We start from the raw sequence: 21,429 nt of genomic DNA, 5'->3' as shown, positions 1-21,429 counted from the left end.
TTACTAGTAAGGCTCGGATCATTTCTATAAAGATGGATATAATGGATATTCAGCTGTAATCTCGGCTACTTCCGCTTTGACTTCGGCTAGCACTGCCTCATCTTCTAGGTTATGCAACACCTTAGAGATTAATTTACCAACTTTGGCAATGGCTACTTCGTCAAAACCACGCGTCGTTACTGCAGCGACACCAACACGGATACCGCTCGTCACAAACGGACTTTCTGTTTCGAAAGGAATTGTATTTTTGTTAACAGTAATACCGACATCGTCAAGGATCGCTTCTGCTGCTTTACCAGTTAATCCTAGTGGTTTTAAATCAATCAGAAGTAAGTGGTTATCGGAGCCTCCTGTTAAAACAGTAACGTCATTTTCTTGAAGTGTTGCCGCGAGTTGTTTCGAGTTTTTCAAAATGTTTTCACTATACGTTTTGAACTCCGGTTGTAAGGCTTCACCAAATGCGACTGCTTTTGCAGCGATAACGTGCATCAACGGACCGCCTTGAATTCCTGGGAAAATCGCTTTATTTAATTTGGCTTCCCATTCTGCTTTTGCTAAAATCATACCGCCACGAGGGCCACGCAATGTTTTGTGTGTCGTGGTCGTTACAAAGTCTGCGTATGGTACCGGATTTTGGTGATGTCCTGTCGCAACAAGACCAGCGATATGCGCCATATCCACCATTAAGTATGCGCCAACTTCATCCGCGATTTCACGGAATTTAGCGAAATCGATTGCACGCGGATAGGCACTTGCACCTGCTACAATCATTTTCGGCTTATGTTCTAGGGCAATTTCACGAACTTTGTCATAATCAATTTGCTTAGTTTCTTCATCCACGCCGTAAGCAACGAAGTGATACAGTTCACCACTAAAATTCGCTGGGCTTCCGTGTGTTAAATGTCCGCCATGAGATAAATTCATTCCAAGTACAACGTCTCCTGGTTTAAGCGTGGCATGATATACCGCCATATTCGCTTGGGCACCAGAGTGCGGTTGAACGTTGGCATATTCTGCGCCAAATAATTGTTTCGCGCGATCGCGGGCTAAGTTTTCTACAATATCAACATATTCACAACCGCCATAATAGCGTTTGCCAGGGTAACCTTCTGCGTACTTGTTCGTTAAAACAGATCCCATCGCTTCCATGACTTGCTCCGTCACGAAATTCTCCGATGCGATTAACTCAATATTACTGCGTTGTCTGCCTAGCTCTAACTCAATTGCGTCAAAAACTGCCTTGTCGTGCTTTTGTAGATAAACCATATGTGGATCCCCATCCTTTTCTCAAATGATTAGTAAAGCGTCGTACATGTTCTAATAATCTCCCATTCCGCTCTAAATTGCAAGTATTTTCGCACAAGATTATCTAATTCTAAATAGTGAAACAGATCACAAAAATGAAAAACGGAAGTAACCCGTTTATGTTGATTCACTAAATCAATAGGCAGTGGAGCAATGCGAGACTGCCAACCTTTTATTTGTTAGGGGGCGCAGTGAAAATCCGCTCTTGCTTTTGTAGGAGGGCGTGAAGTTTTCGAGGAGTTCGTCGCTGAATGCTAGATCTAGAAATTTAGGTACGTAATAACAAACAGGTCTTTCCGCTTACATGATTGCCAAACGCAAAAAAGGAGGGTTTTTTAATATGTACAAATCCCTCCTCGGTCCTCTAGACATCTAACAAAAAAACGCCGTGCAATCATTTCTTCCAATTCCGCAAACGCGTACTCATAATCCGCCTTGCTTCCACCATAAGGATCGGCAACGTCAAAATCATACGGCGAAATCAGCTCGGTTTTCTGATTAGGGAATTGATATAGTAACGCTTGCCGATGTTGCTCTGTCATCACAAAGATTTTATCCGCCTGATCTACGAGGTCATTTGTCAGTGGTTTCGCGACATGATAGGTTGGCAAACCATGTTCTTGCAATATGGCTTTTGATTCCGCCGACATTGGGGAACCGGATTGTGCGGCGAGTCCTGCTGATGTAATTTTCCAATCCGGTTTGAACCACTGTAACATTTTTTCGGCCATTGGGCTTCGGCATGTATTTCCGGTACACACAAATAATATATTCATTCTAACGTTCCTCGCTTTGCCTGATATAATGTCCGCCTGCTGCTTTCTCAAGTCGATTCATTACCGCTTCTCCAATACCAATTTTTGCAAAAGGTTCGGCGTAAATAAGCGTCACTAGTGTATGGTCAAAATGACGAAGCCGGTCGTATAAACGGTAGGCAGTTTCTTCTGGGTAGGCTTTACTGCCCAGTCCCATCATATATTCTGATTTGCGTAGCTGCGCTTCAAGCTCATCAGACACGAGCACACCAACGATTTCTCCGTTTTTCTCAGCCAAGTCAATCTGCTGCTGAAAAAAGGCTGCATCGCCCTCAATGATCGCCACAGGGGCTTTTGGCGCGTAATGTGTGTATTTCATTCCTGGCGCTTTCGGTGCTTCTTGTTGCGCAACTTCTTTTGCCTCGGAAATCACAGGGCCAATCACAGCCTCAATTGCCTCTTGTGATACGCCACCTGGTCGCAAAATAGCCGGCATTTCAAGCGTGCAATCAATGACCGTGGACTCCAAGCCCACTCCCGTTTTCCCGCCAAAAACTATACCCGCGATTCGGCCGGATAAATCTTCCTCGACATGTTCCCCAGATGTTGGACTCGGCTTTCCAGAGCGATTTGCACTGGGCGCCGCGACTGGAATGCCAGCCACCGCCAAAAGTCCAAGTGCGACTGGGTGCTCTGGCATACGAACGCCGACACTATCTAATCCCGCTGTCACATTTGCCGCCAATCGCCCTGTCCGTAATGGTAAAATAATCGTCAACGGTCCTGGCCAAAAAGTGTGCATCAGTTTTTTCGCGTTATCTGGAACCTCCTTGACGAATTCATGCACTTGCGATTGGTCTGCGATATGGACGATTAACGGATTGTCTGCGGGCCTACCCTTCGCTTCATATATTTTAGCCACAGCTTGTTCATTTGTCGCGTCTGCACCGATGCCATACACCGTTTCAGTCGGAAAAGCCACGGCCTCTCCTGCTTGCAAAAGTTTCGCTGCTTCCAAATAGGTTTGGATTTCATTTTCTTTCGTTATATGCCAAATCTTTGTTTTCATCAGGAATTGCTCCTTTACATTGCTTTAATCTTATTTTAACGGTTTTACGATAGTTTTTACAGCGTGAGATCCATTTTTTGAAAATTAGTGATTTACCCACAAAGTTATCCCCAACCTGTGGATAATAACTTTGTCAATGTGTATAACTACTTGTGAATCTGTGGATAATGTGTATAAGTGTGTTGATAACTACGTTTACTTTATTAAGATTTGATTAAAAATATTTTTTTACACAAAGTTTTATCCCCAATCCTGTGGATAATTACGGCTAATAAAAAAGCATCTCCATCATAGAAATGCTTTTATATCCGTTCATAAACGCAAATAACCATTCGGTCTTTGCCGTTGATATCTTGTTGTACCGTTGTCGTTGCCTGTGGAAAACTTTTTTCAAAAAGCTGCTTTACGGCTTCCCCTTGTGTATAACCGATTTCCATGCCTATCCAGAAAGAGTTATCCACAATGTCGGGTAAATTCTCGATCAGTTTTTCGTATATCGCTAGTCCATCATTTGGCGCAAATAAAGCGAGTTCCGGTTCATGATTCAAGACATAAGCCGACATTTCGGCGCGTTCATCATCCGCTATATATGGTGGATTAGCCAGAATCATATCGAATTTCTCTCCATTTTGTTGGAAATATTCTACGAGATCACTGTGGATAAAGTGCACGTCTGTTTGTAATTGTTTGCTGTTCTTCTCGGCGACTTCAAGGGCAGGCACGGAAATATCGGAACCTGTCACCGCGAGTTCCGGAAATGTCGCTTTTAACGTGATTGGGATAATACCGCTTCCCGTGCAGACATCCAACACGCGACGGACACGATTTGGCTTTTTTTCAATAAATTTTTCGGCGGCGTAGACGAGTTCTTCGGTTTCGGGACGTGGAATCAGGACGCTTGGTGTGACGTAGAAATTGCGACCATAAAAAGGAGCCACTTCTAAAATATACTGAACTGGCTCTCCGTTTATATAGCGCGCGAAATCAGCATCAAACTGCGCTTGCTCACTTGGGCCCAGCTCACGATCCGTCGACATCCATAAATCGGAACGCGTCAAATCCAGCCGGGTTTCAATGAGGATTTCAGCGATATTGAGGTCCAGTCCGCGCGTCGTTAGTTCGGCTTTGGCTTGATGCAAAATTTCAGCGATTGTCATCTTACATACCGTCGCTCAAATGGTCTAGTTTACTTGTTTGGTCTTCCATAATAAGCGCGTCAATCACTTCGTCGAGCTTGCCTTCCATGATTTGATCGAGCTTCTGAATCGTCAATCCAATCCGATGGTCGGTCACGCGATTTTGTGGATAATTATACGTCCGAATCCGCTCCGAACGGTCACCCGTACCAACTGCCGATTTCCGGTGTGTATCGTATTCTTCACGCGCTTCCCGCTCAAATTTATCAAAAATACGGGCACGCAAAATTTTCATCGCTTTTTCTTTGTTTTTAATTTGGGAACGTTCATCTTGCATCGAAACAACGATCCCCGTAGGAATATGCGTCAAACGTACGGCTGACATCGTCGTATTGACACTTTGTCCTCCCGCACCACTCGAAGCGAAAGTATCCGTCCGAATTTCGTTATCTTTGATGTCGATCTCCACATCTTCCGCTTCTGGCAAAATCGCAACTGTCGCCGTTGATGTGTGAATTCGTCCGCCTGATTCGGTTTCAGGTACACGTTGCACACGATGCGCGCCATTTTCGTATTTTAGACGTGAGTATGCTCCAGCGCCGTTAATCAATACGATAATCTCTTTATAACCGCCAATTCCCGTCGCGTTTGCTTCCATTACTTCTGCCTTCCAGCCTCGCGACTCGGCGTAACGAGAATACATTCGGAATAAGTCGCCCGCAAATAGAGCGGCTTCATCGCCACCCGCCGCGCCGCGAATCTCCATGATAACGTTTTTGTCGTCATTTGGGTCTTTTGGAACAAGTAATATTTTCAAGCGTTCTTCTAATTCCGCTTTTTTGGCTGTTAACTCGTTGAATTCTTCCTTCACCATTTCCTTCATGTCATCGTCGAGCTTCTCGTTCATCATTTCGCGCGTCTCGGCAAGTCCTGCCGTCACTTCTTTATATTCGCGATATGTTTCCACCGTTTCGGTAATGCCGGACTGCTCTTTGGAATAGTCGCGTAGCTTTTTCGCGTCACTGACCACGTTCGGGTCGCTGAGCAATTCGTTCAATTCATCGTAGCGATCTTCCACTGCTTGTAAACGATCATACATTTCGATTCACCTCATTAGTTTATATTGATGGGTTCGCGTGGCATTTCCGGCACACTGGATAGTAACGGTCATTGCCGCCAATCATGATTTGGTCGCCTTTGTACATCGGCTGCCCATCCTCATCGACGCGTAATACCATCGTTGCCTTTTTCGTGCAAAACCAGCAAACGGTCTTCATTTCTTCAATCTTGTCTGCGTATAGCAATAAATATTTGGAGCCTTCGAAAAGCTCGTTTTGAAAATCGTTTTTGAGGCCGTACGCGATGACTGGGATATTAAGCCCGTCTGCGATTTGCGCCAACTGCAAAATATGTTTTTTCTCCAAAAACTGCGATTCATCCAGCAGGATGCAGCATGGTTTGGGCTCGATTTTGGCAACTTCTTCATACAGATTAGTTGCGGAAAACACTGGTGTTGCCTCGCGTTTCAAGCCAATGCGACTCGAGATGATGCCGACCTGATCGCGATCATCGATACCCGACGTGAAAATCATCACCGGCTTATTTTGTTCCTCATAATTGTGTGCTACTTTTAAAATTTCAATCGTCTTACCACTATTCATCGAACCATATCTAAAGAAAAGCTGTGCCATTCTCTCAAAACCTCGCATTCCCATGTTAAAAACTCTTTTTCATTCTATCATAGCGCGTAATTTGGGACAATAGGCATTGTTTTATGTATCGCGTGAAGCCTGTGATAATCGCATTTTGAGGATTATTTTTATGTGTCCTTCTTAAATGAGCCTGGCAAAAAAACTACAAGTAAAGCGTAAAAATAATACTTTACTTGTAGTTTATTCATGAAAATATCGTTGAACCGTTTCCTTCTACATTTAGCGAAAGAACCTTCGCGGTTTGATCAAAATTTCTCATAACTTGAATCAAATTCTCGCCTTCGGATTTTGGAGCGAAGATTAGAATCGTTGGTCCTGCACCACTTAGACACGCCGCGTAAGCACCGTTCGCTTTCGTCAATTCACGCAATGGCTTCAAATGAGGCACAAGTTTTGCACGATATTTCTCATGCCATAAATCGCGTTCCATCATGTCACCCGCCAGTTTCAGATCATTTTGCAAAAGCGCGGCGATCATCACATTGGCAATACTGCTTGCTTTGACTGCCTCTTTGTATGGGAGCTGGTCTGGCAAAACGCCTCGACTCTCACTTGTTAGGAGCACTTCTTTTGGAATAAACGCGAGCAACGCACAGTCTGGAAAAAGATGCCGCACGTAAAAATCTTCCCCGTCCAATTTCGCGCCAACGACAAAATTACCGAGCACTGCTGGCGCAACGTTATCAGGATGGCCTTCGATTTCCGCAGCAATCTCCACTTTGCGTTCTGGCGTCAACTCCAAATTCGCGAGTATATTCGCAAGCTCGATGCCTGCCACCACGGCCGCTGAACTACTTCCAAGTCCGCGCGCCGCCGGGATATCGCAGAGCATTTTCAAATGATGTGGTTCGAGATTTGGCGCAATGCTAAGCGCGGTTTCGATAATGACATTCGAGGCATCCGTCGGAATTCCGCCGCCGAGATCATGCGCGATACGCCATTCCTCTGCTGGTTCGCCAACGTCTAGCGTCAAGTACAGCGATAACGCCAAGCCGCACGAATCAAAACCAGGTCCAAGATTCGCTGTTGTAGCCGGAACTTGGATGCGGATCATTTCGTCACGCCCCCGCGCAAGTATTCACGCATCGCGTCCACACCTTCCACGTGTGAAATCGGAACTTCATGCACGCTCATCGCCGTATCCGGATCTTTCAAACCATTTCCAGTGAACACACATACAACCGTCTCACCTTGCTTAATCGCGCCACTTTTCACGTGTTGAATCACGCCAGCAAGCGATGCCGCAGAACCTGGCTCAATGAAAACACCGTCCTGTGCCGCGACTTTTTTGTACGCATTCACAATCTCGTCATCTGTCACGGAATGAATATAACCCCTCGACTCATCACGCGCGGCCTCAGCCAACTCCCAACTCGCAGGATTCCCAATCCGAATCGCCGTCGCAATTGTCTCCGGATTCTTAATTGGCGCACCTTGTACAATCGCCGCCGCACCTTCCGCCTCAAAACCATGCATCCGAGGTAAGCCGACACCAAAATGCCCGTCCCATTCCTTGAAACCTTTCCAATACGCCGAAATATTCCCCGCGTTCCCAACCGGAATCGCAAGCACGTCTGGCGCTTTCCCATCTAATTGTTCACAGATCTCAAACGCTGCCGTTTTCTGGCCTTCCAAGCGGTACGGATTCACCGAGTTAACCAGCGCCACCGCCTCCGTTTTCGCAAGCTCACGAACCGCGTCCAAAGCCTCATCAAAGTTCCCCTGAATCGCGATAATATCCGCGCCATACATCACGGCCTGCGCCAACTTACCAAGCGCCACTTTGCCATCTGGAATCACGACATACGCCTTCATTCCCGCACGAGTCGCGTACGCAGCCGCAGCAGCCGACGTATTCCCCGTCGAAGCACAAATCACAGCCTCTGCGCCCTCTTCCTTCGCCTTCGCAACCGCCATCACCATACCGCGATCCTTAAACGACCCCGTCGGATTCAAGCCCTCATATTTCCCATATAACGTCACACCAAGTTCCTTCGACAAATTCGGCAATGGAATCAAAGGCGTATTCCCTTCCGCCAAGCCAATCATCGGGGTTTTATCCGTAATTGGTAAATAATCCTTATATCGTTTCAGTAATCCTTCGTACATCCTTATCCCTCCACCACTTTATATTTCGCTTCCACTTGCATTTGCGGTTCCAATTGTACCTTTTCGATCGCTTGTTCCAGTTGTGCCTTACTCGTCACATGCGTCACCACAACAACCGTCGCCGTAAACTCGTCCAGCGGTTCCTGCAAAATTTTATCAAAACCGACACCCGCCTCCGCAAAAATCTGCGTTAACTTAAGGAACGTTCCCGTCTTATCATCCATCACAATACGCAAATAATACTTCGAGAAAATTTCATCCGGCGATGTTTGCTTCGTGTCATGCTTATAACTATTAAACGCGTTTCCATTAATGCCTAACTTACTATTCTTCGCCACCATAATAATATCGCTGACAACACTCGTCGCCGTCGGTAATTCCCCAGCACCAGGCCCGTAATACATCGTCTCACCAGCTGCAGCACCCGTTACAAACACCGCGTTATTTTCGTTGTTCACGCCCGCCATCGGATGATATTTCGGCAAGAGCACCGGTCCAACACTAACAGCCACCGAACCATTTCGCTCCTCCGCCGTACCGACTAGTTTAATCACGTATTTCAACTGCTCCGCAACTTCCATATCACGCGGCGCAATCCCACGAATCCCAACCGTATCCACGTCCGCCAAGTCCACGTTCATCCCAAAAGCCAAACGCGTCAAAATAACCATTTTGCGAGCCGCATCGATTCCGTCCACATCATTCGTCGGGTCACTTTCCGCGAAACCTAAGTCCTGCGCCTCTTTCAAGACACTCTCATAACTCCGCTTCTCCGTCTTCATTTTCGTCAACATGAAGTTCGTCGTCCCATTGACGATTCCCATCACCTTCTGCATCTTGTCCGCCGCAAGCCCGTTCACAATCGTCCGCAAAATCGGGATTCCGCCAGCAACACTTGCCTCATAGAACAAATCACATTTATTTGCCTGCGCCACAGCAATCAATTCATCACCATGTAACGCAATTAAGTCCTTATTCGCCGTCACCACATGTTTCCCAGCCTTAAGCGCCTGCAAAACGTACTCCCGCGCTGGTTCAATGCTTCCCATTACTTCCACGACGACCGAAATATCCGGATCATTTAAAATAGCGGCAGGCTCCGTGGTCAAGCTAAATCCTTTCGTTTCATACCGACGATTTTTCTCTAAGTCGCGTACAAGAACCGTTTTGACACTTACTTGATAGCCCGTCATCTGACTAATTTTCTCCGCATGTTCCTCTAAAATGTGAATGACACCACTACCAACCGTTCCAAATCCAAAAATTCCAACTTCTAATTTTGCTTCCACTCGCCAACCTCCTCAGTTCTAAAACAATGTAATTATTGCTTATTATACGCAATTTCCTTCTATAAAGCAAAGGGTTATTTGACATATCTGAATATTCGTTTAGGCAATGTCCATAAAGATGTCAAAATCACTGAGACACATAAAAAACACCCGTCCTTATCCAGCGCACAAATAAGCACGCCGTCATAAGTCCGAGTCTTTCTTAATCTAAAATTACCGCATCGTCACAAATTCCTCAGAACCTGTCGGATGAATCGCAACCGTATTATCAAAATCAGCCTTCGTCGCGCCCATTTTCATAGCGACCGCAAAGCCTTGTATCATTTCATCCACACCCGTCCCAATACCGTGCAGCCCAACTACTTTTTCATTGTCGCCCGCACAAACGAGCTTCATACGGCACGGTTCGCGATGTTCCGTAATCGCCGTATACATCGATGTAAACGAAGAAGTGTAGACTTTGACTTGCGTCTCACCGTATTTCTCAATCGCCTCGGGTTCCGTTAAACCAACTGTCCCAATCGCAGGATGACTGAAAACAACCGTCGGAACTAGCGAATAATCCAAATGCTCGTCCAACTTGCCATTAAACAAGCGCTCCGATAACCGCCGCCCCGCAGCAATCGCAACCGGCGTAAGTTCGATGTGTCCTGTAATATCCCCAACTGCATAAATCCCTGGAACCGCCGTATTTTGGAACTTATCGACTTTAATATAGCCTTTCTTATCCAGTTCCACCGCTGTGGCCGCCAAATTCAGCATCTCCGTAAGCGGCGTCCGACCAATCGCCCAGATTAATTTATCCACCGTCTGCGTCCGACCATCCTCCAAATGAAGCGTCACCGAACCATCCTCATTTTGCGTCACCGCTTTTGGAATCGCCTCTGTGTGCAGCGTTGGCCCCTGCTCCTTCATAACCTCCACCAACGTATCCACCAGCAGCGGGTCAAAATTCCGCAACGGCGCGTGCTTGCGAACAAACAAATGCGTCTCCACACCAAAGCCCTGCAAAACGCCCGCAAGTTCCACAGCAATGTACCCCGCACCAACAACTGCCACGCGCTTCGGTAACTCGGTCCATTCAAAAAAGCCATCCGAATCCGTCCCAAATTCCGCACCTGGAACGTCTGGCCAAGCCGGTTTTCCACCAGTCGCTATCAAAATATGCTCCGCCGTGTAATGCGTCCCGTTCACCTCAATCGTATGCTCATCCACAAATGACGCGTATCCTTTTAAAATATCGACCTTATTATGATCAAGTCCGCGTTGATACGAACCATGAATCCGTTCAATATAAGCCTCCCGATTCTCCACCAACTTCGCAAAATCAAAACGCTCCTGCTTCACCTCAAAACCATAATCCGGCGCATACTTATGCATTGCTTCAGAGATTTGCGCCCCATACCACATCACTTTTTTCGGAACACAGCCGACATTCACGCAAGTGCCACCAAGATTTTTTGGCTCTACAAGTGCACATTTCATCCCATAACTGGCCGCCCGATTTACCGAAGAAATCCCACCACTTCCGCCACCAATTGCTATATAATCATAATGTTCTACCATCTGAAAACCTCCTCTATTACTTCTCTATCCCTCAATTCTACCCCAAGCCGCACCGAATTGAAAATGTTTGGATTGGAAGGATTGGTATGATGCTTAGCAGCTTTACTAAGATAAATGTTCCGCACAAAATCAAATAAAAAAGCCACCCGAGGGTGACTTTTTTATTTGATTCCGTATTTTTTGTTGAAACGATCGACACGTCCATCGGCTGTCGCATGTTTTTGTTTACCAGTATAGAATGGGTGAGAATCAGAACTGATTTCGACACGTAGTAATGGATACTCGTTGCCATCTTCCCATTGAATAGTTTCGTTCGAGCCCTTAGTAGAACCAGAAAGAAATTTGAAATCTGTACTAGTATCAAGAAATACCACTTGACGGTATTCCGGGTGAATTCCAGCTTTCATTGTTTTCAACTCCTTCGCCCTGAATCATCTGAAACAGAGTAATTTCTGCACAATTGCACACAGTAAACTCATTATAACAATGCTTCTCTATTTTAGCAAGGCTTATTTTTTAAACATTTCGCTTTGCATCACTTCGAAAAAGGCCTCATTGGTCGGTGTCTTTTTCAGCTGACGAATAAAGCGTTCGGAAATGTCGAGCGCATCGCCTTGAATCGGCATGACTTTGCGAATTTTCCAAAGCTGCTCGAGTTTATCTTTTGGTAATAATAGCTCTTCTTTTCGCGTCCCAGAACGGCGGATATCAATCGCTGGAAACACACGTCGCTCAGCCATCGCCCGATCCAAGTGAAGCTCCATATTTCCTGTACCTTTAAACTCTTCATAAATCACGTCATCCATTCGTGAGCCCGTATCCACAAGCGCTGTTGCCAAAATCGTCAAGCTCCCACCTTCTTCGATATTCCGAGCCGCCCCGAAAAAACGCTTCGGTCTGTGGAAAGCAGCTGGATCAATACCACCCGACAGTGTACGCCCGCTCGGTGGAATAACCAGATTATAAGCCCGTGCAAGACGGGTAATGCTATCCATCAAAATAACGACATCGCGCTTCTGCTCAACTAGCCGCATCGCTCGCTCTAACACAAGTTCTGCCACTTTAATATGATTCTCCGGCACTTCATCAAACGTCGAACTGACGACCTCAGCTTTAACAGATCGCTCAATATCCGTTACCTCTTCTGGACGCTCATCGATAAGTAAAACAATGAGCTCCGCGTCTGGACTATTCTCCGTAATCGCATTAGCAATCTCTTTTAGCAAAATGGTTTTACCTGCTTTCGGTGGCGCGACGATGAGACCACGCTGCCCAAAACCAATCGGTGCAATCATATCGATCATTCTCGTTGAAATCGGTTCTTGGCCAATCTCCATTCGAATTTGACGATCAGGGTAAAGCGGTGTCAACCCTGGAAAATGAACACGTTCCTTCGCGACTTCCGGGTTTTCGCCATTGACAGCTTCAACGTGAAGTAAACCGAAATAACGCTCATTTTCTTTAGGTGGGCGTACTTTTCCAGAGACCTTATCACCCGTTCTTAAATCAAAACGTCTAATTTGGGAAGCTGATATGTAGATATCCTCAGAACTTGCGGAATAGTTGATGGGGCGTAGGAAGCCAAAACCTTCCGAGGCAATGATGTCAAGAACCCCTTCCATGAAAAAGAACCCTTGTTTTTCAGCACTTGCTTTTAACAGAGCAAAGCTAAGTTCCCTTTTTGTGAGTTTGCTGTAATAGGGAATTTTATGTTCTTTCGCAAGCGCATAAATTTCTTTAATTGTCAGTTTTTCTAGATAGGATATGGATATGTCTGGCATATACTTTGACCACCTTTTGGATTTTTTGTGGAGAGGATTTTGGAGAACAACGAGGACTACAAACTATTTGTACTACTTTCATACATGCATCACGAAACTGGTCAGGGGCTATCCAACTTTCATGATATGTTGGAAAAAACCCCCAGAAATTTTTACGATTTCATCCGCCGCGCTGAAGACTAGACGATTTCTTCGGCGTGAACCACCTTCCGAATATCAGCGCCGATACCTTCTAATTTTTCGATGATGCGACCGTAACCGCGTTCGATATGTTCGATTCCAAGTATTTCCGTGATACCGTCTGCGATTAGGCCAGCAATAACAAGGGATGCCCCAGCACGCAAATCAGAGGCAGTGACTGTAGCGCCTCTTAACTGAGTTGGACCCGTCACAATCGCGGCGCGGCTTTGGAGTTTAAATCGACCACCCATACGTTTTAATTCATCGATATGTTTAAAACGACTTGGATAAATGGTATCTGTTACGATGCTACTCCCATCAGCACCAGCGAGTAAAGCCGTCATTGGTTGCTGTAAATCTGTCGGAAAACCTGGATAGGCGTATGTTTTAATATCTACTTTTTTGAGGGACTTACTTTTGCTGATATATGCGGAGTCTTCGTCCATTTCGATGGAAACCCCTGCCTCGACGAGCTTGGCTTTCACAGCTTCCATATGCGCAGGAATAATATTTTCGACTTTAATACCTGAACCCGCAGCAGCAGCTAGAATCATAAAAGTACCTGCTTCGATACGATCTGGAATAATGGTGTGGCGGCAACCGTGAAGCTGCTCCACGCCTTCGATGCGGATTGTATCTGTTCCTGCACCTTTAATCTTCGCACCCATACTTGTAAGAAGCGTGGCTACATCGATAATTTCTGGTTCTTTAGCGGCGTTCTCGATAACGGTTTTTCCTGTCGCTTTTACAGCTGCAAGCATAATATTAATCGTCGCACCAACACTGACAACATCTAGATAAATTCGCGCACCTTTTAATTCATCGGCACGCAAATAAATCGCGCCTTGTTCATTGGTAACAGTCGCACCTAGAGCTTCAAAACCTTTAATATGTTGATCAATCGGGCGTGGGCCCAAATAACATCCACCGGGAAGACCGATGACAGCTTTTTTTAAAACGACCTAACATAGCGCCCATCAAATAATAAGAAGCGCGTAATTTTTTTACATTACCATTTGGCAGTGGGACATCTGTTAAATTGGATGGATCAATCGTAACCGCATCCGGCCCCGCATGAATTTCTCCACCAAGTTCTTCTAAAATGGCATAAAGTGTGTGCACATCCGATATATCTGGCAAGCCTTCAATCGTCACGTCCGAGTCAGCCAAAATCGTTGCAGGAATAAGAGCAACAGCACTATTCTTAGCACCATCAACACGCAACGTCCCTGACAGCTCATTTCCACCTTTTATAACTAATTTCTCAACCATACCGTTCCTTCTTTCTGATTAAAAAGATTTCACTTGTTGCTAATTATCCCTGATATTGAGGAAATTTGCAAATCGAAGAGCTGAAACGGCTCGTTTAGCTCCGACAAAAACTGGAGCGCTCGCGAGAAAAAGCCGCCCTTGCTTTTTATTGCGAGTGTGAAGTTTTCGAGGGGCTAGCCGTTGAAGCTTGACCCTATCGAAGAGCTGAAAGAGCCCGTTTAGCCTTGACAGAAATTGTTAGAGGGCGTCAAATCCACCTCATATACATACGCCAGTTGCTTCCGCTGTGCCGATGCGGGTGCTAGTCGCATACCTACATTGCGTACTTTACAAGCAAATGCCGACTCAAACTGCCCCACTTTGCCAATCAATCGTGAGCGCTCTGTAATTCTCTTAGTTCGCCCCACCCGAGCCTTGCTGTAAGCCTCAAATGCCATTTCTACATCCTCTAAACGCTTCACACAGTTTTGCAGAACAATCGCGTCTTCCATCGCCTGACAGCCACCTTGCCCCATATTCGGTGTCATTGCGTGTGCTGCATCGCCAAGCAGAACAATACGTCCTTTAACAAAACTGGTCATTGGCACCAAGTCAAAAATATCACCGCGTATCAATTTTTCTGGATCTGTCGCTTCTAATATTGCTTGCACCGGCGTGTGATAAGAACCAAATCGAGCTATTAAATCGGCTAATTCATAGGTCTGGTGGGCGATACTATTTTCCGTTGCACTGATAACGGCAAACCAATATGTCTCCCCATTGGCAAGTGGGACAATGCCAACTCGCCCTTTCGTACCCCAAGTCTCCGTAAATAGCTTCTCATCATCTGGCCACTCCTTCGCAATCCCACGCCAACACGTATAATCCGCATAACGCAACTTCTGTCTGCCAAAAATCTGATCGCGTGCCAACGAATGAATACCATCGGCAACAATCGCGTAATCACCAGTGACCTCCGTCCCATCTTTAAACCGGATCACAACACCGGTATCGTCTTGCCCCACATCACAACATTTTTTCCCAAACTGCAACGTATCCTTTTTTAAAGCACCTGCCAGAATATCCTGCAAATCCGCTCGATGAATCGCATAAATTGGGAAAGCTAATGCCTCATCCGCCAGCTTCGTGATTGGTCTGCCACGTTCGTCGACAATCGCAATCCCTTTAGAACTTACATTTCCCATCTGTTTTACCTGCTCGGCCAGTCCTAATTCCGCCAATGCCGACATACCATTTGGAGACACAGTAATCCCTGCACCGACCCGCTTCATTTGTTCTGCCTGCTCAAAAATTTCTACATAAAAGCCAGCTTGTTCTAAGGCGATGCCAGTCATCAGACCTCCAATTCCCCCACCAATGATTAAAAATTTCGTCGCCATACTCCCCCTACTTTCTTTGTATGCGTTTTCTTTCTAGTCTATCAAACTTCACAAAAATAGGACATCCGACTTAAGTTATGTCTTTCTATACACGATTGGTCGCCAATTTATTTGGATCGTGCCACACCTCAAAAAAACAGCGAGTCACGATGACCCGCTGTAACCTAAGTATAAAATTATGCTTTGCCGTTAGAGCCGAATTCTTGGATCTTAGCAACAACAGTTTTAACAATCGCATCTTTACCAGGTCCGATAACTTTACGTGGATCGTAAACTTTATCATCTGTAGCTAATTTTTCGCGAACAGCGGCAGTCCAAACAATTTGGCATTCCGTGTTAACGTTAATTTTGCTGTGACCGTGTTCGATTGCTTGTTTAATTTGGTGTTCAGGAATTCCAGAACCACCGTGAAGTACTAGAGGAGCGCCTGTTAATTTAGAGATCTCTTCCATTTCTTTGAACCCAAGAACTGGTTCGCCGTGGTAAGGACCATGTACAGAACCTAATGCTGCAGCAAGTGCATCAATGTTAGCTTCTTTAACAACACGTAGACATTCAGCAGGATCAGCGTAGTTGATTCCGCCAGTTACGCCGTCTTCTTCGCCACCAACAGTTCCAACTTCGGCTTCAACAGAAACACCTTTTGGATGAGCGTAATCAACAACTTTTTTAGTCATTTCAACGTTTTCATCGATTGGGTGATGAGAACCATCGATCATAACAGATGAGAATCCTGCATCGATTGCAGCTTTACAAGAATCAAAAGATGAACCATGATCCAAGTGAATCGCAACTGGTACAGTGATTTTTAGGTCATGCATAAGTCCTTCAGTCATTTTAACTACTGTCGTAAATCCACCCATGTATTTCGCTGCTCCTTCAGAAACACCAAGGATTACAGGGGCTTTTTCTTGTTCTGCAGCTTCTAAAATAGCGCGAGTCCATTCAAGGTTATTGATGTTGAATTGACCTACAGCATATTTTCCAGCTAACGCTTTGTTCAACATTTCAGTCATACTAACGATAGGCATAATACATTTTCCTCCTCAGGAATATAAGAGGTCTTGTGCATACCTCGGGTAAATCGGCGGCAAGCGTTCGATTTGTGTAAAGCCTAGTTTACATCCTACCTAAAATAAAAATGGGCTCGACGTTCTTCGGCTTTGTTCGAGTTTGCTCCAGACTCTTACAAAATTTGATTTTCTGCTGTGAAAAATAACGGTTGCTATTTTTCCTAACACTGTAATAATACCAGATTTGTGAGTAGTTTACCATAGTGAAGGTCGATATTTTTGATGTAATCGTTTTATTTCTGTAAGCGGTGCTCGATTCGGGTTACATCTGCCAAAATTGCCAATTTCTCAGGCAGTACTTCTAACGTATATGGTGTCTCCCCGCCATATACACCATCATAGCTTATGTTTAAACTCATTTCACATTCGATGTACACTTTTTTCGTTCTTACATAAACAACATCTTCACTAGCCAAATGTGTACCTGCCTTAATGGCAGCAAGGAGTTTCAATAATTTAGCTGGCGATACTTTCTTCAGAATGAGCAAATCCATCTGGCCGTCATTGAGCACTGCTGGTGGACACAATTTTTCCATACCACCAACGCTGTTTGTTAACGCACCAAATAAGAGCAGTATTTCACCTTCAAAAACACCTGTGTCATGTATTATTTTGACTTGCTTTGGTCCCAATTTGTGCAACATCGAAATCCCGCTTAGCAAGTAGGCTAAACGCCCAATCTTATTCTTCATGGACTCCTTGACGGCATACGTGATTTCCGTGATTTTCCCACCTGCCGCGTTGTTAATGAAAAACTGATCGTCGGCCTTACCAACGTCTACTTTGATCGTCTCACGTCCTGCGATAATGTGCAGTGCCTCTAGCGGATCTTTTGCCATCCCGAGCGCCCTCGCAAAATCATTTGTCGTTCCAACTGGCAAAACACCAAAAATAGGCGGTACTTCGACTTGCATTAGGCCATTCACAACATCGTTTACCGTCCCATCTCCGCCTGCCGCAACAATCATTTCAAAACCGTCAAGCGCACCTTGTTTCGCAATCTTTGTTGCACTTTTTGCTTCTTCCGTTGTTGGAATGAGCGTCACTTCCAAACCAGCATCCCCCAAAACTTGTTCTGCAACCGGCATTAATTTGTGAAACTTGCGCTGTCCGGCAACAGGATTATAGATGATTAACATTCGCTTTAACAACTGTTTTCCCCTTCTCTCATGCAGTGATAATCTTAGTTTCTTATTTCTTTCGTTTATTGTCAAACTAGGTGCCTCAAAACAATAAAATACCTAGGCTTACGAAGGTGAAGACGGAGTTGTGACAAAGGTTTGAACGTACATTTATACCGCTACACTAGTTTTTCCATATTAAGCTATTTTGTGATAATGCTTACAAAGAGTTTTTTGACGCCATTTAGACATCAAATTGTAGGTAATTTGTCAAATTTCAAGTTTTTCAATCTAAATCTATTGGTATCAGTTGGAATTCACGCCCTCTATAGTAGTTATATTCGCCCAAATTTCGACCATGATAGGGAAACTCTATTGACTCTCTTGCTGATTTTCTCCATAATGAGGGTACTCTCTGTATACATTTAGTATATATGAAACACTTGCCTAATTTTTTATTACCAAAGGGGATTTTTTAGAATGGAGATGGACAATTGAAAACTTTATTAAAATCAGTGATTGTGACGGTCGGGCTTACAACTGTTGTTTTACCGATCTCTGTCCTAGCTGATGAACAACCCACTGCTGATATTAACTCGGTCACCGCAAAAGACGGATCGCAAACGATTAACGATGATTCGATTTATGTACCAAAAGCAGAACGAGAAGGAACATTCACGGGAGATTTACACGCGGAGCAAGATACAGAAGCACCGATACCAGATCGTAGCCGGATGCTAAACGCAAAAGCAACTTATCCAAACGTCAATAATTACATCAAAGCGAACAACTTCACCAATGCCAAATTAAGTAGCCAAATTCAGTCACAATTCACTAAATTTAATTACCGTAATGGCTACGGCAAACCAGAAGGCGTCGTTTTACATGAAACTGCCAACCCAAACTCGACTATCCAAAACGAAATTGACTACATGAGTGGAAATTGGGAGAACGCTTTTGTGCATACTTTTATCGACAAAGGAAATATCATCCAAATACATCCAACCGATTATGGGGTTTGGGGAGCTGGACGCTTTGCCAATGCTCGTTTTGTTCAGTATGAATTAGTAGAACATAAAACATTCGATGAGTTCGCACGTTCTATTAATAACTACGCTTATTATACAGCTTATATTCTTGATAAGTATAAACTGCCAATTGACAGCGCTGAAACAGACGGCGCCGGAACAGTTTGGACGCATAATGCTGTTAGTAAATATCTCGGTGGCACAACCCATACCGATCCAATTGGTTACTTTAACAAGTGGGGTTATAGCTATAATGAACTCCTAACACTTATAACCGAGAAATACAATGCGATGAGTAAAGATACTATCATATCCAATACACCTTTCCCAGCGACAACTTATGCTAATGTAAAAACGGCAGCAGGAAACACCGTTTGGTCCGCGCCATTCAACACAGCCGGTTCCAACGAAGTGAATCCCCTGTCCGCCTACACTGGCAAAAATTTAAAACTACTCCGCGAAGCGAAAACACAAAGCGGAACATGGTATCAATTTAGCATTGATGGAAGAACAATTGGCTGGGTAGAGAATAAAGCAGTCAACATTTTCTATACACCAAGCATGGAACAAACAGCTAACCTAACACGTTACGTCAACGTTCCAACAGAATCTGTATATTATTTCCCAGTTATTGATAGTTCTGCGCGCAAAGGAAATTTGGCAGCCTATACGAACAAACCATTAACTGTGCACAAACAAATCACACTAAACGGTACGCTTTGGTATCGCCTCATGAATGGCTCCGAAGCAGTCGGTTGGGTTCGTGCTTCAAGTCTGACAACGACGGTCTATGATCAAATCGAGTATGACAAAGTGATGGGCGCAACCACCTATGCTAGCGTCAAAACCGCCGCTGGAAACAATGTCTGGACGGTACCAAATGGAACATTAGGTGCAAGCGTTGTTAACCCACTTTCAAGCTATACCGGCAAAAACCTAAAACTAATTCGCGAGGCCAAGACTAAAAAAGGCATCTGGTATCAATTTGCCATCGACGGACGAACAATTGGTTGGGTAGATAGCAAAGCTGTTTCGATTTTCTATACACCAAGTATGGAACAGACGGCTAATTTACCGCGTTATGTGGCGCTTCCGAACGACTCCATTTACTACTTCCCAGTCGTTGATAGCTCCACACGAAAAGGTGATCTCAAGAACTATTTAAACATCAAACTCACAGTTCACAAGCAGATCACTGTTAATGGCACGCTTTGGTTCCGTCTAATAAATGGTGCAGAATCGATTGGTTGGGTTCGTGCAGTAAGCGTGACGCCGACCAATTACGACCAACCAGTCTACGACAAAACATTGACCGCTTATGGTAAGACCAAAACAACAGCGAATCAATATATTTGGAAGCTAGTTCCGAACACGTATGGTATTAATTCTAAGATTGCACCGCTTTCTAATTACAGCGGTAAAAAGCTCCGCATCTTACGTGAAGCGAAGACAACTGGCGGTTTATACTACCAAATCAGTTCCAACGGTCAACTTCTTGGTTGGGTTGACGCAAGCGCCCTGACGAAATTTTACGATGGTGCAATTGCTGAAAAGCCAGTGAATTTAACGAAAAAAGTAGCCAATACAGCCGGCGTACTCTATTCATTCCCTGTCGATGATCCTCCCATTAAAGTTGGAACACTTGCTAATTTTGCTGGTAAAACACTAACCGCAGATCGTCAAGCAAACATCGAAGGAAAAGTATGGTACCGCCTCAAAAATGGCAATGTCGTTATCGGTTGGACGTTAATGGCAAACCTTAAATAACATGAAAAAGCAGTAAATCCACGTAAAAAAGGATTTACTGCTTTTTTCTCACCTAGAAATTAAAATTGTCAGGATCAGGACCTGTGCGCTCATTCTGATTCAAACTATCGATCAACGCCATCTCCGAATCTTTCAGCTCAAAATCAAAGATATTCGCATTTTCGATAATACGATTTTGATGCACTGATTTTGGAATCGTCACGATACCGTGTTGCAAATCCCAGCGTAAGATGACTTGCGCGACTGACTTCTCATAGATTTTGGCGATGGAATTAATCACACTATTATCTAGGACTTTACCACTTCCAAGCGGGCTCCACGCCTCCACCACGATATTTTTATCCGCACAATATTTGCGTAACGGTTCTTGCGATAGCAAAGGATGTAACTCAATTTGATTCACCATCGGTACGATTTTTGCTTCTTTTAGTAATTCATCCAAATGATGCTCATGGAAATTACAAACACCAATAGCACGTACTTTTTTGTCCGCATATAATTTTTCAAAGGCGCGCCATGTGTCGACGAACTTGCCTTTCACTGGCCAATGAATTAAGTATAGGTCAATATAATCAAGCCCTAATTTTTCTAAACTGGTATCAAACGCGGCTAACGTCGATTCATATCCTTGATCCGCATTCCATAACTTCGTCGTTACAAAAAGGCTGTCGCGCGCCACACCAGATGCCTTGATTGCGCGTCCCACACCTTCCTCATTTTTGTAAGCAGCCGCTGTATCGATGCTCTTATATCCCGTTTCAATCGCCCATTTCACGGAATTCACTGCCTCTTCTCCATCATTCACACGCCAAACGCCAAAACCAAACTGTGGCATCTCCACGCCATTTGCAAGTGTTACCGTATCGTTAATGTTCATTTTACCAGCC

General features: G+C 44.7%; 17 protein-coding genes and 1 pseudogene. 1 reads left to right on the top strand and 17 read right to left on the bottom strand.

Annotation, left to right across the window (positions count from 1 at the left end; translation table 11 throughout):
* Window positions 1–24 precede the first annotated feature (24 nt).
* The 16 genes and pseudogenes from glyA to PGRAN_RS04900 form a co-directional block, all read right to left on the bottom strand.
* A complete protein-coding gene (gene glyA, locus PGRAN_RS04975; protein WP_036065644.1) occupies window positions 25–1,266 on the bottom strand; it encodes a serine hydroxymethyltransferase in 1,242 nt (413 codons plus the stop codon).
* Between the two features lie 374 nt (window positions 1,267–1,640).
* Entirely contained in the window at window positions 1,641–2,081 is a 441-nt protein-coding gene (locus PGRAN_RS04970) for a low molecular weight protein arginine phosphatase (protein WP_036065643.1), read from the bottom strand.
* Window position 2,082: 1 nt separating this feature from the next.
* Window positions 2,083–3,129, bottom strand: a complete 1,047-nt coding sequence (locus PGRAN_RS04965; RefSeq protein ID WP_036065641.1) for an L-threonylcarbamoyladenylate synthase — start codon at window positions 3,127–3,129, stop codon at window positions 2,083–2,085.
* Between the two features lie 302 nt (window positions 3,130–3,431).
* Window positions 3,432–4,286: a peptide chain release factor N(5)-glutamine methyltransferase gene (prmC, locus tag PGRAN_RS04960; RefSeq protein WP_036065639.1), complete on the bottom strand. Its 855-nt coding sequence runs from the start codon at window positions 4,284–4,286 to the stop codon at window positions 3,432–3,434.
* Between the two features lies 1 nt (window position 4,287).
* The gene (gene prfA / locus PGRAN_RS04955; RefSeq protein ID WP_036065637.1) at window positions 4,288–5,364 is read right to left on the bottom strand and encodes a peptide chain release factor 1; all 1,077 of its coding nucleotides are present in this window, start codon (window positions 5,362–5,364) and stop codon (window positions 4,288–4,290) included.
* 19 nt (window positions 5,365–5,383) lie between these two features.
* Window positions 5,384–5,956 (bottom strand): thymidine kinase, encoded by a 573-nt coding sequence (locus tag PGRAN_RS04950; protein ID WP_036065721.1) that lies wholly within the window; start codon window positions 5,954–5,956, stop codon window positions 5,384–5,386.
* 205 nt (window positions 5,957–6,161) lie between these two features.
* Complete coding sequence (thrB, locus tag PGRAN_RS04945) at window positions 6,162–7,028, bottom strand: homoserine kinase (protein ID WP_077914594.1); 867 nt, start codon at window positions 7,026–7,028, stop codon at window positions 6,162–6,164.
* Window positions 7,028–8,086 (bottom strand): threonine synthase, encoded by a 1,059-nt coding sequence (thrC, locus tag PGRAN_RS04940; protein WP_036065633.1) that lies wholly within the window; start codon window positions 8,084–8,086, stop codon window positions 7,028–7,030. The genes thrB and thrC overlap by 1 nt, the downstream gene beginning before the upstream one ends.
* A 2-nt stretch (window positions 8,087–8,088) precedes the next feature.
* Window positions 8,089–9,375, bottom strand: coding sequence for a homoserine dehydrogenase (locus PGRAN_RS04935; protein WP_036065631.1), 1,287 nt, complete (start codon window positions 9,373–9,375; stop codon window positions 8,089–8,091).
* 213 nt (window positions 9,376–9,588) lie between these two features.
* Window positions 9,589–10,941 carry a glutathione-disulfide reductase gene (gene gorA, locus PGRAN_RS04930; protein ID WP_036065629.1) on the bottom strand — a complete coding sequence of 451 codons (1,353 nt, stop codon included), beginning with the start codon at window positions 10,939–10,941 and terminating at the stop codon, window positions 9,589–9,591.
* A gap of 161 nt (window positions 10,942–11,102) precedes the next feature.
* Window positions 11,103–11,348: a type B 50S ribosomal protein L31 gene (locus PGRAN_RS04925; protein WP_036065627.1), complete on the bottom strand. Its 246-nt coding sequence runs from the start codon at window positions 11,346–11,348 to the stop codon at window positions 11,103–11,105.
* A 102-nt stretch (window positions 11,349–11,450) separates the two neighbouring features.
* Complete coding sequence (rho, locus tag PGRAN_RS04920) at window positions 11,451–12,722, bottom strand: transcription termination factor Rho (protein WP_036065626.1); 1,272 nt, start codon at window positions 12,720–12,722, stop codon at window positions 11,451–11,453.
* A 179-nt stretch (window positions 12,723–12,901) separates the two neighbouring features.
* A pseudogene (locus PGRAN_RS04915) lies at window positions 12,902–14,174 on the bottom strand (UDP-N-acetylglucosamine 1-carboxyvinyltransferase).
* 218 nt (window positions 14,175–14,392) lie between these two features.
* Window positions 14,393–15,553 (bottom strand): FAD-dependent monooxygenase, encoded by a 1,161-nt coding sequence (locus PGRAN_RS04910; RefSeq protein ID WP_036065625.1) that lies wholly within the window; start codon window positions 15,551–15,553, stop codon window positions 14,393–14,395.
* Window positions 15,554–15,729: 176 nt separating this feature from the next.
* Window positions 15,730–16,584 (bottom strand): class II fructose-1,6-bisphosphate aldolase, encoded by an 855-nt coding sequence (gene fba, locus PGRAN_RS04905; RefSeq protein WP_036065624.1) that lies wholly within the window; start codon window positions 16,582–16,584, stop codon window positions 15,730–15,732.
* Window positions 16,585–16,859: 275 nt separating this feature from the next.
* The gene (locus tag PGRAN_RS04900; RefSeq protein WP_036065622.1) at window positions 16,860–17,777 is read right to left on the bottom strand and encodes a diacylglycerol kinase; all 918 of its coding nucleotides are present in this window, start codon (window positions 17,775–17,777) and stop codon (window positions 16,860–16,862) included.
* 464 nt (window positions 17,778–18,241) lie between these two features.
* Here PGRAN_RS04900 and PGRAN_RS04895 point away from each other — a divergent pair, with 464 nt between their 5' ends.
* A complete protein-coding gene (locus PGRAN_RS04895) occupies window positions 18,242–20,542 on the top strand; it encodes a GW domain-containing glycosaminoglycan-binding protein (protein WP_036065621.1) in 2,301 nt (766 codons plus the stop codon).
* Window positions 20,543–20,594: 52 nt separating this feature from the next.
* Here PGRAN_RS04895 and PGRAN_RS04890 read toward each other — a convergent pair whose 3' ends face one another.
* Window positions 20,595–21,419 (bottom strand): aldo/keto reductase, encoded by an 825-nt coding sequence (locus PGRAN_RS04890; protein WP_036065619.1) that lies wholly within the window; start codon window positions 21,417–21,419, stop codon window positions 20,595–20,597.
* Window positions 21,420–21,429 lie beyond the last annotated feature (10 nt).

Source organism: Listeria grandensis FSL F6-0971, assembly GCF_000525835.1.
Lineage (GTDB): Bacteria > Bacillota > Bacilli > Lactobacillales > Listeriaceae > Listeria_A > Listeria_A grandensis.
This window is presented reverse-complemented; position numbering and strand designations above follow the sequence as displayed.

Bases quoted from the DNA above. Each gene is read 5' to 3' on its own strand.
- prmC (WP_036065639.1), bottom strand. From the start codon at position 4,286: ATGACAATCGCTGAAATTTTGCATCAAGCCAAAGCCGAACTAACGACG.
- fba (WP_036065624.1), bottom strand. From the start codon at position 16,584: ATGCCTATCGTTAGTATGACTGAAATGTTGAACAAAGCGTTAGCTGGA.
- glyA (WP_036065644.1), bottom strand. From the start codon at position 1,266: ATGGTTTATCTACAAAAGCACGACAAGGCAGTTTTTGACGCAATTGAG.
- PGRAN_RS04965 (WP_036065641.1), bottom strand. From the start codon at position 3,129: ATGAAAACAAAGATTTGGCATATAACGAAAGAAAATGAAATCCAAACC.
- PGRAN_RS04910 (WP_036065625.1), bottom strand. From the start codon at position 15,553: ATGGCGACGAAATTTTTAATCATTGGTGGGGGAATTGGAGGTCTGATG.
- PGRAN_RS04925 (WP_036065627.1), bottom strand. From the start codon at position 11,348: ATGAAAGCTGGAATTCACCCGGAATACCGTCAAGTGGTATTTCTTGAT.
- gorA (WP_036065629.1), bottom strand. From the start codon at position 10,941: ATGGTAGAACATTATGATTATATAGCAATTGGTGGCGGAAGTGGTGGG.
- thrC (WP_036065633.1), bottom strand. From the start codon at position 8,086: ATGTACGAAGGATTACTGAAACGATATAAGGATTATTTACCAATTACG.
- prfA (WP_036065637.1), bottom strand. From the start codon at position 5,364: ATGTATGATCGTTTACAAGCAGTGGAAGATCGCTACGATGAATTGAAC.
- PGRAN_RS04890 (WP_036065619.1), bottom strand. From the start codon at position 21,419: ATGAACATTAACGATACGGTAACACTTGCAAATGGCGTGGAGATGCCA.
- rho (WP_036065626.1), bottom strand. From the start codon at position 12,722: ATGCCAGACATATCCATATCCTATCTAGAAAAACTGACAATTAAAGAA.
- PGRAN_RS04950 (WP_036065721.1), bottom strand. From the start codon at position 5,956: ATGGCACAGCTTTTCTTTAGATATGGTTCGATGAATAGTGGTAAGACG.
- PGRAN_RS04970 (WP_036065643.1), bottom strand. From the start codon at position 2,081: ATGAATATATTATTTGTGTGTACCGGAAATACATGCCGAAGCCCAATG.